General features: G+C 63.4%; 13 protein-coding genes and 1 pseudogene. 1 reads left to right on the plus strand and 13 read right to left on the minus strand.

What is annotated here, in order from left to right; genetic code table 11:
- Positions 1–20: 20 nt before the first annotated feature.
- The 13 genes and pseudogenes from BLR57_RS13665 to BLR57_RS13725 form a co-directional block, all read right to left on the minus strand.
- The gene (locus tag BLR57_RS13665) at positions 21–1,226 is read right to left on the minus strand and encodes an ABC transporter substrate-binding protein (RefSeq protein WP_089698450.1); all 1,206 of its coding nucleotides are present in this window, start codon (positions 1,224–1,226) and stop codon (positions 21–23) included.
- Positions 1,227–1,228: 2 nt separating this feature from the next.
- Positions 1,229–2,464: an ABC transporter substrate-binding protein gene (locus tag BLR57_RS13670; protein WP_089698452.1), complete on the minus strand. Its 1,236-nt coding sequence runs from the start codon at positions 2,462–2,464 to the stop codon at positions 1,229–1,231.
- 85 nt (positions 2,465–2,549) lie between these two features.
- On the minus strand, positions 2,550–3,443 hold the full coding sequence (locus tag BLR57_RS13675; RefSeq protein WP_089698456.1) for an NAD(P)/FAD-dependent oxidoreductase: 894 nt from the start codon (positions 3,441–3,443) through the stop codon (positions 2,550–2,552).
- Position 3,444: 1 nt separating this feature from the next.
- On the minus strand, positions 3,445–4,635 hold the full coding sequence (locus tag BLR57_RS13680; protein ID WP_089698458.1) for an ABC transporter substrate-binding protein: 1,191 nt from the start codon (positions 4,633–4,635) through the stop codon (positions 3,445–3,447).
- Positions 4,636–4,698: 63 nt separating this feature from the next.
- Positions 4,699–5,658: a HEAT repeat domain-containing protein gene (locus tag BLR57_RS13685; protein WP_089698460.1), complete on the minus strand. Its 960-nt coding sequence runs from the start codon at positions 5,656–5,658 to the stop codon at positions 4,699–4,701.
- A gap of 109 nt (positions 5,659–5,767) precedes the next feature.
- Positions 5,768–6,190 (minus strand): toxin-antitoxin system TumE family protein, encoded by a 423-nt coding sequence (locus BLR57_RS13690; RefSeq protein ID WP_089698462.1) that lies wholly within the window; start codon positions 6,188–6,190, stop codon positions 5,768–5,770.
- A gap of 5 nt (positions 6,191–6,195) precedes the next feature.
- The gene (locus tag BLR57_RS13695; protein ID WP_139173351.1) at positions 6,196–6,720 is read right to left on the minus strand and encodes a DUF7342 family protein; all 525 of its coding nucleotides are present in this window, start codon (positions 6,718–6,720) and stop codon (positions 6,196–6,198) included.
- Positions 6,721–7,036: 316 nt separating this feature from the next.
- Positions 7,037–7,561: pseudogene (locus BLR57_RS13705) on the minus strand (zinc ribbon domain-containing protein); the annotation flags it as partial.
- A 56-nt stretch (positions 7,562–7,617) separates the two neighbouring features.
- Positions 7,618–8,232 (minus strand): cupredoxin domain-containing protein, encoded by a 615-nt coding sequence (locus BLR57_RS13710; protein ID WP_170830647.1) that lies wholly within the window; start codon positions 8,230–8,232, stop codon positions 7,618–7,620.
- Between the two features lie 445 nt (positions 8,233–8,677).
- Positions 8,678–9,142, minus strand: a complete 465-nt coding sequence (locus BLR57_RS13715) for a pyridoxamine 5'-phosphate oxidase family protein (protein ID WP_089698470.1) — start codon at positions 9,140–9,142, stop codon at positions 8,678–8,680.
- Positions 9,143–9,189: 47 nt separating this feature from the next.
- Positions 9,190–9,312 carry a hypothetical protein gene (locus BLR57_RS19895; protein WP_280140455.1) on the minus strand — a complete coding sequence of 41 codons (123 nt, stop codon included), beginning with the start codon at positions 9,310–9,312 and terminating at the stop codon, positions 9,190–9,192.
- Positions 9,313–9,384: 72 nt separating this feature from the next.
- Positions 9,385–10,020 carry a hypothetical protein gene (locus BLR57_RS13720; protein WP_244510030.1) on the minus strand — a complete coding sequence of 212 codons (636 nt, stop codon included), beginning with the start codon at positions 10,018–10,020 and terminating at the stop codon, positions 9,385–9,387.
- A 117-nt stretch (positions 10,021–10,137) separates the two neighbouring features.
- The gene (locus BLR57_RS13725) at positions 10,138–11,583 is read right to left on the minus strand and encodes a sugar transferase (RefSeq protein WP_089698472.1); all 1,446 of its coding nucleotides are present in this window, start codon (positions 11,581–11,583) and stop codon (positions 10,138–10,140) included.
- Positions 11,584–11,692: 109 nt separating this feature from the next.
- Between BLR57_RS13725 and BLR57_RS13730 the strand changes: the two genes are divergently transcribed.
- Positions 11,693–14,029, plus strand: a complete 2,337-nt coding sequence (locus tag BLR57_RS13730; protein ID WP_089698474.1) for an STT3 domain-containing protein — start codon at positions 11,693–11,695, stop codon at positions 14,027–14,029.
- Positions 14,030–14,087 lie beyond the last annotated feature (58 nt).

Genomic DNA, 14,087 nt, shown 5'->3' on the forward strand with positions numbered 1-14,087 from the left:
CGTCACCACGCTTCGGTCCGTCATCGCGACAGCTCCCCGGTGACGATGTCGGCGACTCGCTGTCGGTCGAACAGCTGCTCGTCGCTCGTCACGTCGCCGAAGACGTCCGGATACAGCTGTTTCGCCCCGCGCTCGGTCAGGAACAGGTTGTGGATGGGACCCTGATAGAGATAGCCGCCGCGGTAGACCCGGCCGTTCCGGACGGCGGTCAGCTCGCTGGCGACGGGATGGTCGCGCATATACGCGAGGACCGTGTCGCGGAACTCGGCCGCGGACTTGCGCTCGTGTGCGCGCAGCATGATGACGTCGGGGTCGACTTCGAGCATCGTCTCGTAGTCGATGCGGCCCCGGTCGGTCGTACTCAGCCCGTCGACGCCGGTCCCGGCGAGCGCGTCGCTGACGCCGAGGTCCCGGAACTGCTTCTTGCTCGTCCCCTTGTCGTTGAGCCGGTACGGCGAGAACTGCTCCGGCTCGTCGCTCCCCTCGTAGACGAGCAGCACGTTCGGGCGGTCGTCGGCTGGCGGCAGCTGCCGTTGGACCTCGGCGATGAACTCGTCGTGCAGTTCCTCAAACGCACGGTAGCGTTCCTCCTCGCCGAAGACCTGCGCGACCTTCTCGAAGGCCTCGTAGAGGGTGTAGTAGCGGTACTCGTGCCAGGCGTCCTCGCGACGGAAGACGAGGTTGCCGACGAACGGGCCGACGTTGGTCGTGATCTCCTCGACGTCCGCCTCGCTCCAGTCGAACCAGTTGCGGAGCATCCCCGGATCCATCAGATGGACGTCGTTGTCGAGTTCGTAGAACAGCTCTTTGGCCATCCCCGACGCGCCGAGGTCGTTGGCTTCGAGCGTCTCGCGGTCGACGCTGACGCCGGGCAGTTCGTCGTAGACGTACGTGTAGTAGCGGCCCGCACCGCCGATGCCGGTCATCCCGTCGCCCTTGCCGAGTGCGACGCCCATGTCGGCGTAGCCGCCGCCGTAGGCGACCCACCGCTCGGGGACGGAGTCGAACGTGACCTCGCCGACGGGTTCCATCGTCACCGAGTACGAACTGTCTCGGGCCGTCGTCTCCGCAGTCGACGGTGCTGTCGTTGTGTCGGCTGCAGTCGGATCTGTGTCCTGGCCAGCGTTGCCAGCGCAGCCGGAGAAGAGACCGGCGGCGGCGACCGCAGTACCGTACTGCAGATAGTCTCGGCGCGTCAGTCCGTCGGGGTTGGTGTCGTCGGTCATTGTTAGATGTCTCCGTTGATGATGTCCGCGACGCGTTGGCGGTCGAACAGCTGTTCACCCTGCGGAATCTCGGGATACGGACCGTTTTCGTAGGTCGGCCAGGCACCGAACTGGTCGGGGTAGAGCTGTTTGGCAGTCATCTCCAACTGGAAGAGGTTCAAAATCGGACCCTGATACCGCGCGCCCTGCGGATGGACGCGACCCGCCGCGACCGCCGTCATCTCGGCCGCGACGGCGTTCGATTCGAGCGTCGCACGGATCTCGCCCATGTCCGTCGTCGGCAACATCCCGCCGAGCATCAGCATCACGTCGGGGTCGGCTTCGAGCAGGGTTTCGAGGTCGACGATGGTTCCGGACTCGACTGCGCCCTCGAAGGCGTCGACCGGATGGAGCGGCCGCGTGTGTGCGGTCAGGAAGCCGGGATTGGACAGCGTGTACGCGTAGATGTCGCCCTCGACGTCTGACGAGCCGATCATCACCGCTGTCGGCCGCTCGGACGTCGGTGGGAGGTCGGCCTCGATGGTCGCGAGCAGCTCGTCGCGGACCTCCGCGAGCGCGTCGTACCGGTCCTGTGCGCGGAACACCTGTGCGACCCGTTCGAACTGCTCCCACAGGCCGTAATACTCGTACTCGCCGGGCCAGTCCGTCGGCGGCGTCTGGTGACGCGCGCTGAACGAGTTGCCGAACCACGGCCCGATGTTCTCCCCGATCTCGTCGAGGTCGGCCGTGCTCCACGTACCGAGTTGGAACACCGACGCCGGGTCGGCGAGATGGACGTCGCTGTCGAGTTCGTAGAGCTTCTCCTTGCTTACCTCCCACGAGGAGTAGAGACCTGTCCAGTCCAGCGTCACGCCGGGGAGCCGTTCGACGAACTGGTTCCACAGTGCGTCGTAGTAGTCCGGCGCGTGCATCGCGTTGACCGCATCGCCGCGGCCGAGTGCGAACGCCATGTCCGCGTGGTGGGTGAGCCGCGTGAAGACCGACTCGGGCACCGACTCGAACTCGACGTCCCCAACCGGCGACATCGACACGGTGTACGACCCGTCAGTCGGCGTCTCGGTCTCCGTCGTCGTTCCGTCCGAGCCATCGGTCGTCGACCCGTCGCTCGTTCCGTTCGTTTCGTTCCCTTCGTTCGTTCCGGTACAGCCTGCGAGCAGTCCGCCGCCGAGGACGGCACCGCCGTATTTCACGTAGTCTCTGCGCGTCGGGCGGATCCCCCGACCGTCGTCTTCGGACATATAGTTTAGGCTCGCCTAAAACGTGATAACTGCTTCGAATTTTAGGTCGGCCTAAAAATTGGCGAGTCGAGACATCGTGGGTCGGTTACTCGCCCGCTTCGACGGTTTCGGACCGGATCTCGCGTGCGCGTTCGAGGACGAGGTCGTCGTCGACGTGGTCGAGCAGCCGACGGTGGCCGCGCTCGGTTCGCTGCTCGATCTCCTCGGCCGTCAGATACGTCCCGAGTCGGCGGTCGATGTCGCGCTCGCGCATCGCCTGCCACTGTTCGTCGTCGGTGTGGTTTGCGGGACGCCGCTCGTCGTACCACTCGCGCCAGCGGCCGCGGTCGGCCCACTCGTCGTCGAGCGTCGACTCCTGGCGGACCCAGTCGTAGTGGTCCGCGAGCGACGCCGGTCGACCCCGCGCTCGACGAGCGTCGCCGACGACCGCCAATCCGACGCGCGCGCCGCGGCCAGCGGCGACCACGGCCTGCCGGTCGGCCTCGCTCGACGGCGAGGCGACGTAGAGACCTCCGACCGGCGTCGTCCCGTCCGACGCGGCGTACGACCGGTCGAACCGCTCGTGCGTCTCACCGTCGTGCTCGTACGTCTCGAACATCGCCTCCTCGTCGTCGAGGCCCCGGAGATACTCCCCGTCGTACCGCGTGGCCGCGACGACACGCCGCGCCGTGACACACTCGCCCGCTTGGGTCTCGACGACGAAGCCCTCGCCCCCCTCACGGCGCGTGACCGACTCGACGAACTCCGCGACGAGCGTGCAGCCAGCCTCGGCGACGTGTTCGTGCATCAGCCCGTACAGCGTCTCGACGTCGATCCCCGCCGGGAAGCCGAGATAGTTCTCCAGATACGCACAGCGTTGAATCGAGGAGCGTCCCCGGTCGAAGACGACCGTATCAAGCCCGTAGCGGGCGGTGAAGACCGCCGCCGAACAGCCCGCAGGCCCGCCGCCGACGACGGCGACGTCGTAGTCAGTGCTCATCTCAGACCTCCCCGGCGACGATGTCGGCGACGCGCTCGCGGTCGAACAGTTCCTCCTCGACGCCGTAGAGCGTCCGCGCGAGTCGTTCGGTGATGACGAGGTTCGTGATGGGGCCCTGATACAGCGGCCCGGCACGGTAGACGTCGCCGTTCTCGACGGCGGTCAGGTCGCTCGCGACGCTGTGGTTCTCCATGAACGAGACCACGGTATCCTGAAACTCGCTCTCGGTCTTCATCTCCTGGCCGCGGACGAGCAGCACTTCGGGGTCGACCTCAAGCAACGTCTCGAAGTCGATGGCACCGCGGCTCTCGAAGAAGTTCTTCACGTCCGTCGCTGCGAGCGCGTCCCCCACCTGCAGGTCGTTGAGATGCTTGAAACTCGTCCCCTCGTCGATGACGTACGGATAGTACTGCTCGGGGCTGTCGCCGCCGCCCCAGACAACGGCGGCCGAGGGCCGCTCGCCCTCGGCGGGGACGACGGACGCGAGGTCGGTCTGGAACTCCTCGTGGAGCGTGGCGAACGCCTCGTAGCGGTCCGTCCGCTGGAAGACCGCTGCGAGCTTCTCGAAGCCCTCGTAGAGCGTGTAGTAGCGGTAGCCCTCGTGCCACGGATAGCTCCGCGAGAAGATGCTGTTGCCGAAGAAGGGACCGACGTTCTCGGCGATCTCGTCGACGTCCGCCTGCTGCCACGTCCCGCGGTTCAACAGGAAGTTCGGGTCGACGACGTGGACGTCCGCGTCGAGTTCGTAGAACTGCTCCTTGCCGACGCCGCCCTCTCCCCACAGCTGCCGAATCGAGTCGATATCGACGCTGACGCCGGGAATCTCGTCGTAATACTGGGTGTGGTACCGCCCCGGAAGCCAGACGCCCATCGGTGCGTCGAGACCGAGTGCGATGCCCATATCGGCCCAGCTGCCGTTGTTAGCGACCCACGTCTCGGGGACCGACTCGAAGGTGACCTCGCCGACGGGTTCGATGGAGACGCTGTAGCCGTCGTCGGCCGTCGTTTCGGTCGTCGCAGTCGGCTCCGTCGCGGTGTCCGCAGTCTCCGCGGCGTCGGTCGTCGTCGACCCCGACCCCGTATCACCGGTACAGCCTGCGAGGAGGCCACCACCGACCACCGCACCGCCGTATCTGAGATAGGCTCGTCGGGTCGTCGACCGGTCGCCGTCTCCGCTGTGTTCTTCGCGCATAGATTTTAGGCCCGCCTAAACAGTGAAACCTCTTTCGGTTTTTAGGCCAGCCGAAAAAGAGGGTCAGTGAGGCTGGCCGCACCGCGGACACATCGGTGGGCCGGACTCCGCCAGCGGGAAGCCGCAGCTCGGACGCATACCGTCGGAGTCCGGCGACCGAATCTCCTCGGCCGCGTCGGCGGTCGATGCGGACACGCTCTCGATGGTTCCGACACCGGGGGTCGGTCCGTCTGGGTCGGCGGTCCCCCCGAGAGCACTGAGTGCGAACCGTGCGCGGTCAGCGACGAACGGTTCGTCTGCGTCGCACAGGTCACCGAGGCGTCGCTCCGCGGCACGCCCGCGGACGAACGTACTGTCGTCGCTCAGTCGGATGCGGAGGTCGTCGGCCACGTCCGCGAGCCGGTCGGGAGACTCGGATCCGACGACGACGAGGGCCGTACAGAGATGGCACCGGACGAGTTCGTCGTCGTCAGCGAGGTGCTCAGCAAGTGTCGGCACGTGGTGTCGGAGCCGACGCGGGTCGCCGAGTGCGACGTGTTCCAGCGCCTTCGACAGCTTCTGTGTGACCTCCGGCTCGTCGAACGAGAGCCCGAGACGGAGGTCCGCGAGGAGCTCGGGTGTCGCAACCTCGTCGGGGTGTTCGAGTGCGACGTAGCCGAGTGCCTCGGCCGAGCGAGCCCGGACGTAGTAGAACTCGTCGTCGTCGGCCACGCGCGCGGCGAGCACCGGGACGAGTTCGAGGATAGCGTCGGGGGTGGTTTCAGCGACCGAGACGAGGAGCTTCGCGGTCGTGAGCCGAACGGCACGGTTGTCGGCGTCGAGTGCCGAGGAGAGTAGTGGAAGGAATGAGTTGAGTGAGACCGTGTCGTCGTCTACGAGCTGTTGGATCGACTTGAGGAGCGCCTTCTTCTTGTCGACGGAGACCGCGTCGAACTGTTCGGGAGGAATGCTCGTGTCCGGAACGTCTCCCCGTTCGAGGGAATCGAGCACACACTGGAGCCAGGGTGGGATGTCCTCGTCCATGTGTTGGTCGTTGGTTCTCCCGTTGGCGACCGGTGAGAAAAATCCTCGCACCGGAGGGGTCGAAGGGCACATACGAGGAGTGTGTGACCACACGACCGGCATCCAACCGTCAGGCAGTCTCCCAAACTGCCCCGATTCGGGTATCGACCTCAGACAACACGTGCTTCAGGAGCGAGGTCAACTCGGTTGGGTAGTCTCGGTCGGTCGCGTCGGTAGTGCGTGCTGCTGGTGGGTGATGGAAGTGGTCCCGTTCGTTGTGTGGGTTGTCGTGGCGGTCCCACCGACACATCCACTCATCTCCGCCCCAGTCTTCTCGGTAGGTGACGTGGAAGTCGTCGTTGACATAGGCGCGGACTTCGAGGACTGCGGTTTCAACAGTGTCGGGGTAATACACGGTGTCAAGCGTCGCAACGACCGACTCAGGTTTTGTCCGCGGAAACACAGAGACCGAATCGACAAGCGTCAACGAACCCAGACGACGTGCAACGGCCCGTAAGAGCGCTTCGTTGAGCGTTTTTCCGTCGTCACTCATCGGGTTCAGGCAGAGGCCTCTGCTGTCCCATCTCGGTCACGGCGAGCTAGCTCGACTTCTCGGATGCGTCGTCGGACAGTCTGCCACTCTTGGAGAGTCATCCAGACGTCCTCGACTTCATCATAATCCGCGTGCTCGAGTGCGTCGACGTCGCCGGGAGCATCGACACCAAATCTATCGCGGTAGGATCGCTCTTGATCCGTAAGTTCCCGGAGTTCGGTTTCGAGCTCCTCAAGCGGTTTGTCACGAAGTTCTTGGACTCGCCGCCACTGAAAGTACGAGTCGTTCCGTCGATACGTTGCTGGCGACGAACTCACCTCGGTGAGAATCCCCATCTCCGCGAACCACTGGAGGTAGTCACGTGCCGTCTCGGCGGACACGTCGGCCCGATCTGCGACTGCCGAGACGCGAGTTGGGTCGTACAGTTGCAACGCTGTCTCGTACACTCGCTCTCGGGTCGACCGACCCGATAGTGACGACTCCCACTCGTCAGCCAGCTGTGGTCGGTCGGTAGGTGGTTCTCCACTCATGACGTTATCTCTGTAGAGTAGCCCAATATATTTTGCCACTGCAAAGAATAGTTGCTTCTTGAAGTGCAGGTCGGACGCAGATTGCTGAAAGCGCTGTCTCCGTCACTGGGTGCGTCGAACCAGTTTGTGTGTATTCAACCGGAAGTAGCCGAATCGAAGCTCCCAACAATGTCCTCTGGGGAGAACAGTGAAACGTCATCACGAGTGTTTGCCGCCTGTTCGAGATCAGTAGAGAACCCGGACCGGCTGAAACAACAGTAGTGATGACATTCTCCCCGGCGTGAACGCTGGGGTTTCCTCGCGCTGGGGGTATCGCTTACCGACTCACGGAGGCAACTTTCGGGTTCGTGCGCTCCTCGTTGGAACAAGAGCGTGGTGACTCTGACCAGTCGTGGTCGTTCCACTTGAGGTGCACAGGCCGTGCCATCGGCCGTGCTACCGTCGTCTGCCGTCTCAGGAATGTCTCGGACGCCGTGAGGTCCGCATGTCCCTCGAAGCCGCACGGGCACGTTAGCGTGTCGTGGTGGCGCGTCGTTCGTTCCGCGGACCCGCACTGTGGACACTCTTGGGAAGTCCACGCTTCCGAGCGAACCTCCACCGAGATACCGTACTCCTCGGCGGTACACGCGAGGCGGTCGATAAACTGCCGGAACGCCCAGAAATTGTGTGTCTTGGCGTTCGCTTTGGCCGACCAGTGCGCCTCCAGCACGTCGGTTAACGCGCCGACGTACACCGTGGAGACGCCCTCGGCGTGCAACCGTTTGATGAGGTTGCGTGCCAGTGCGTCTTGGGCGTGGTCGCGGCGTCTCGTTCGGCGTCGGTACAGCGAGCGTATCCGGTGTTGATGTCCGCTCTTTCACGCTACGCGTACCAGCGAAGTCCGCTTCGCGCTACCCGTTACTCCTCGCCGATAGGCGCAAGGAGCGGCCGCTTGCTCTCGGGAGCCAGGTCACTCCACGAGACGGACTCCTCAGCGACAATGTTCTCAGGGTCCATCGCCGGGTCGCTCAACACGAGTCCGGCAGTGAACTCCGGTGGACGCGACTGTTCGGAGGGCGCGGGTGCCCCCCCGACCGGGTTCGCTCCGGGGCCGGTCGCCGAGCCGACGACGATGGTTCCGACCATGCCGAACAGCTCGTGGGGCGCGCACATGATGTTGTGGACACCCTCGGTCTCGAAGGTGTACAACCAGTACTCGCCCGCAGAGAGAATCGGAGAGGAGAACGGCGGGACGCCGTCGGGGACGCGCTGAGTGTAGCCGAACGCTGGGTGGTGTGCATTGACGTTGTGGTGCGGCGACGCGAGGTTGAACCGAACGGTGTCACCAACGTCGATGGCGAGACCCGTCGGCTCGAAGTAGAACTCCGGAAGCGGCACGTCCTCTCGCGGTCGAATCTGAAGATCGATGGTGTGGTCCGGTTCGACCGGTGGCTCTTGGTCACGGGTACCGACGTACCCGAACCGCGGGTCAATTGCGTCGCCATCCGTCTGCGAGGTAGTGTTCTGTTGCATTGTAGAATTGTCAGTTGAAGAAGTGGTCGAATTGCTCGGTGCACCTGCACAGCCGGCGGCAGCAGGCATCGCTGCGGCACCGAGTGCGGTCAACAGCCGTCTCCGCGTCGGCGAAATTCGTGATGCTGTGTTCGTCTCTTCTCGTCTGTCTGCCATTACACTGGAGATGGAGAATAGTTCTGCACTTTGATGTATCGGTTAATGAAACTTTCAGATAAAGTGTCGTGAAACAGCATTCTCAGACATATCTAACGGTTATCACTATAGGTGACTCAAAGTCACCGATCTCGGTTGAGTGGACGCCGAAGACGACGACGCCTGCAGAGAGGAGGATTTCGGGGATGGAGAGTCAGAACCACGTGTTTCGCAGGATGGACGTTATCAGAACAATCGTGTGGGGTCGCGTGGATGTATACTGTGTGGCTCGACAGTTGACGGATCCCACTCAGGCGGTCTCGTCGGCGACCTCGAGTGCTGGTGCTGTCCGACCACTCATCTCGTCGATCGTGAGTTCGTACCACTGTGGTTCGAGTTCGTCTGCTGTTTGGTCGAAGACGCTGAAGCCGACCATCGTCGCGAACTCCGCGAAGATCTCGGCGGCGTCGACCACGTCGGGTGAGCTCTCGATTGGGGAGAGGTGGCCATCGACGAGGACACTCGTCCAGTCGTCGATTCCGTCCCACTCGTAGACGGTGAGGTGGACGGCATTTGAGTCGTTGAGGTGTGACTGCTTTCTGCTCCCTTTTGTGAAGACCAACTGCAGGATACAGCGGTTCTCGAAGACGTCGTACCCGAACGAGACTGGAAGTCCATAGGGTGTCTCGCCGCCGAACGACAGGACGCCGTGGCCCTGCCGTTCCAGGAACGCACCAATCTCTGCCTCGGTCATTTCGACGCCGGGAGTGTCCATGGCCGATGTTGTTAGCGTACCAAAATGAATCCGACGACTGTGCTGTGTTACTTGTTCCGCGCCGCTCCGGGCTCGGTGAGTTCGAAGTCGTCGTAGTAGTACTGTGCGTCGACGCCGAAGTTGACGCTGTTGACGATGAACTCGAGGAACTGCGTACTGGGTGCGAACACGTTGTAGCCACGCTCGTCGACGACGAGTTTGTTGTTGATTCGCCACTTGAATGCCGCACCGTCGCTGGTCTGCTAGAGTTGCGCTTCGATGTCGACCCAGCCACCCTCTTCGGGGTCGATCTTGAGTTGCCTCGGGAGGCCGAGGTTTACCCACTCTGCGGTGACGTTCCCCTCGTCGTCAGACTCGTACACGTACGCACGGAACCCAGCCTCGCCGTCGTCGTTGGCGTCGCTGTCCTGGTAGTCGAGAATCGGGTACGCACTGATGTTTCCGTCCGCCGTGCCGAGCACGGGCCACACGCCTGTCTGATGTGGGTCGTCGTCGGACTCCCATTCAGGGTCGATGTAGAGGCGGTACGAGAAGCGCGAGCCCGCACCGGCGTTCCAGTACGCGCCGCCTGCGTCTTGGTACTTCTTCCCCTGATAGGCGTAGAAGCCAGAGGTGTCTTCAGTTTCGTCGATGTCGATACAGAGTCGGCCGTTGTCCGCCGTCCACGCCTCTGGTGCTCGCCGGTCGGTTACCCACCCTGCGCTGGACGCGGTGTTGGCTGCGGCGTCCGCAGCGATGTCGAACGGCAGGGAGAAACGGGCGTTCGGACTTCGTTTTGCAGTCGCTGTGGTTGTGGAGAGTGTGAGTGCCCCGAGTGCGATGTCACCGAGCTTGGTGAACTGTCGCCGAGTTGTCTTGTCAGAGAAATAACACTTCATCGGGATTGTCTTACTTAACACAATTCTAAAAATCTTGACTATTAAGACATACCCGAAACGAGGAGTGTTTCGTGGGTTCGAGAACGACTTTCGGGTGGCGAAAGAGCCGTCGACGGGTTAGTCGTCGCTACCGTCTCGGACGAGCTCGACCACGTCGACGCCGACGCCCCACAGTTGGCGGATGACGATCTTGACGTCGAACCAGAAGGACTGCTGGCGGATGTACGCGAGGTCGTAGCGGATCTTCTCTTCGGGTCGCGTGCTCGATGCGTCGTTGATCTGTGCCAGTCCCGTGAGACCGGGTTTGACGAACCACCGCTTTTGCCACTCCGAGACCTCCTCTTGGATGTCCGCGTCCAACTCGGGGCGTTCGGGTCGGGGTCCGACGACGCTCATGTCCCCCACGAGAATCGACCACAGCTGCGGAATCTCGTCCAGATGTGTCTTCCGAAGGACGCGGCCGACACTGGTGACGCGGGGGTCGACGCCGCCAGCGTCCTCTTCGCTGAGTTTCGCCCCAGTTTCCGCCTCTGCGTCGGGGATCATACTCCGGAACTTGTAGACCTCGAAGTCGCCCCCGAACTCGGCGGTCCGCTTCTGGCTGTAGAAGATCGGACCGGGGCTGGTCGCCTTGATGGCGACCGAGATGAGGACGATGACGGGCGAGAGGACGAACAGTGCGGTTCCCGCGAAAGCGACGTCGAAGAGCCGTTTGACGGCGTACTCCTGCCAGTCCCACGGCGTGAGGTCGACGTCGACGATGGTCGTGTTCTCGTCGCTGTCGAAGAGCACGCTGTCGACGTGGTTGCGGTGTGCCTTCGCACGGACACCGTGGTCGGAGCAGACTTTGAGCGCGCCGAAGAACTCCGCCCGGTCGGAGAGCCGGAGCGCGAGATACGCAGTGTCGACGTCGTATCTGACCAGCAGGTCGTCGAGTCTCGACAGTCCGCCAAGATGCGGTACGGACTCGACGTCGACGCCGGTGCCACCGTCGGTCGAGAGAACGCGGGCTTCACCGACCTGTTCGTCGACGTCGTACGGACTCGGCGGAGAGACGTAGCCCAAGATGTTCGCGTCGGTCTCCTGCAGAATGTCCTCGATCTGTGAGTAGTCGTCGCCGATGATGACCGCTCGCTCGTCGGCCGCGTTCGGGGCACGCCTGATCGCAACGAACCACAGCGGAAGGACGAGAAGGAGCAGACCCATACTCAAGATGAGCGTCGACCGGGGAAGCCGGTACGTGTAGTCGAAGTAGCCGATGGCTGCGAGCGCGAACCCGGCGACGACGACACGCTGCTGGACGAGGAGTGCAGTGTCCAAGAGCCGACGTGGCCGAGGTTTGAACATCGGGGCCAGCGAGGCGAGGACGACCGCGGTCGAAACGAGTGCGGCGAGCCACAGGTTCGGGCCGGATAGCACTGTGGAAGTCAGCCGGTTAAAAATAGGAATGGCCGACGTCGTGAGGTTCTGTACCGTTGTGAGGTTACTGACGAAGACGGAGAGCGCGGTCAATACCACTACGCCGCCCGCGCTGAGAAGCCGGTAGAGAACTCCAGAGACCACAATCGTGTCTCGAGTTTCGCATATAATAAGGGTATCTTTTCAGACACCGAACGGCTCGCAGCTACGACGAACGTTGGCTTTTTGAGACTGACAGCGCGAGTGGTAGGAAATGACGGACGTCCGTGAGGCGACGACCTCACTCCTCGAATCCCATCCCTCCATGGAGTCGGCACTTCGAGAGCTCCTCGAACTCGACGACGACGGGCCCTGGACGTTTCAGGAGACGAGCCTCGACTCGGGAACGTTCGGCGAGATCGTCTCGTCGGGGATCGTCGAGAAGCACGACAGCGACTATCGCATCGCGGACCGGGATGCAGTTCGGGCGGTGCTGAACGGTGAGTCGACGAGCACCGGATCGCCGGACGCCGATTTCGGACTCGGTAATCGGGTCAAACAAGCCTGGGCTGGAGTCGACCGGAACGCCCTGCTGCTCCTCTGCGGGGCGCTAGTGCTCGTCGCAGCCTTACGCATGGTCTCGTTTCCCGCCGTGTTCCGCGACGGGGATGTCGTCCTCCTCGGGAACGACCCATACCACTACCGGTACTGGGTCGAGCAGGCCGCCGCCGTCGCGGGAACGTTCGACTTCGCCGGGCTTGCGGAGTTACCGAGACGGGTCGAACTGGGCGAGCCGTTACTCGTGGCGACGTTGTGGTTCGTCAGCTCGGTGTTCGGCGGGGGGACAGCCGTCACCGACGTCGTCGTCGCGGTGTATCCGGTCGTCGCCGCCGTCGTCGTTGCGGTGTGCGTCTACCGAGTGGCGACGTCGGTAACGGACGACCGGCGCGTGGGGCTCGCAGCCGTCCTGATGCTCGCACTAATCCCGGCGCACGCCTACCGGAGCGGACTCGGATTTGCCGACCACCACGCCTTCGACTATCTGTGGCTCGCGCTGACCGCGGTGGCACTCGTCGAGTTGGTCTCGGACTCCGGGCGGCCGTGGCCCTACTCGGCACTCCTCGGCGTCGGCGTCGCGGGACAGATACTCGCGTGGGACAACGGGCCGCTGCTCGTCGTCCCCATCGCGCTCGTCGTCGCCCTCCACGGAGCGGCCCTGGTGGCCCGCGGAACGTCGCCGCTCGGTCGGCTCCTCCCGATCGTCGCTGGACTCGGTCTCGCGTCCGTGCTCACCTGGGGGGCGCACACGACGCTCGGCTGGCACACGACCGTGGTCGCGTCCGTCCCCCTCCTCTTGACACTCGGAGCACTCGTGGTGGCGGTACTCGGCGAGGCGGCTCACCGATTCGATGTACCGTTGGCGGCACTCCTCGGGACGGAAGCGGTCGGCGCGGTCGCACTGGCAGTGGCACTCCCGGCGGTCTTTCCGGAGTTCGCACAGGGAGTGAACCGCGGAATCGACACGCTGTTCGCGACTCGGAACATCGCCGAGACGACGTCGATCGTCGGCGAGGAGATGGGGTCGATCTTCGGCCCGCTATTGCTGTTCGGCTTCGTCTTCCTCCTCGGACTCCCATATCTTGGGTGGGCGACGCTCCGTGCAGCCCGTCAGCGCGACAGCCGGTGGATGACACTGTCGGCGTACGGCTGGTGGTTCTTCGCGCTCACGCTCGTCCAACTCCGGTTCTCCGGCGAGTTCTCCGTCTTCCTCGCGATGTTTGCCGGGGTCGGGTTCCTCCACGTCGCAGCCGCCGTCGGTCTCGCCGACCCCGTCGAACTGTTCTCGGACGACGCCGACAGTTCGGGGCGGCCGTCGCATCCGAGTGACGACCGCGACGGAGAGCTCGCGCTACCGTCACGCCGTGAGGCACTTACCTCCCTCAGCTTCGTCGGCTTCGTCGGCAGCCTCAGCCTTGTCCAGATTCCGGTGAAGTTCAGCCAGTTGACCATCAGCCGTGACGAGTATCGGGCGGCGGTGTGGATGCGTGACTACGCCGAGGAACGAGACTGGTCGTATCCCGAGAACTACGTCTTCAGCCAGTGGGGCAAAAACAGGATGTACAACTGGTTCGTGAACGGGGAAGCAGATTCGTATGGGTACGCACAACGACGGTTCACGAGCTTCCTCGAAGCCGAGAACCCTGAAGAGTGGTACAACCGGCTCAACGGCCGGGCCGGGTTCGTCGTCACGGACGTCGACGCGTCGGACGGCACTATCGCGACTCAGCTATCGAACTACGGGAGCGAGACGGAAGAGGCGGAAGCCCTCTCGCACTACCGGCTGGTGCATCGAAACGACTCGCTGCTCATCTTCACGCTCGTCGCTGGCGCGAGGCTCGTCGGCGAGAGCGAACAAGGAGCGGTGACTGCCTCGACCGAAGTGGACGTCGAGGGCGAGACGTTCGACTACGAGAACACCGTTCAGGTCGCTTCCGACGGGACGTTCTCCGTGACGGTTCCGTACCCTGGTGAGTATCATATCGGAGACGAGACGTACGTCGTCGAATCGGAGGCTGTCGTCGAGGGGTCGCAGATACGTCAGCAGAGATAATCAGGTCGGTTAGGCTCCGGCGTAGTACTGTCTGCGAGTGTCTGCGAGTCTGTTCGCC

Source organism: Halogranum gelatinilyticum (genome assembly GCF_900103715.1).
Classification (GTDB): Archaea; Halobacteriota; Halobacteria; order Halobacteriales; family Haloferacaceae; genus Halogranum; species Halogranum gelatinilyticum.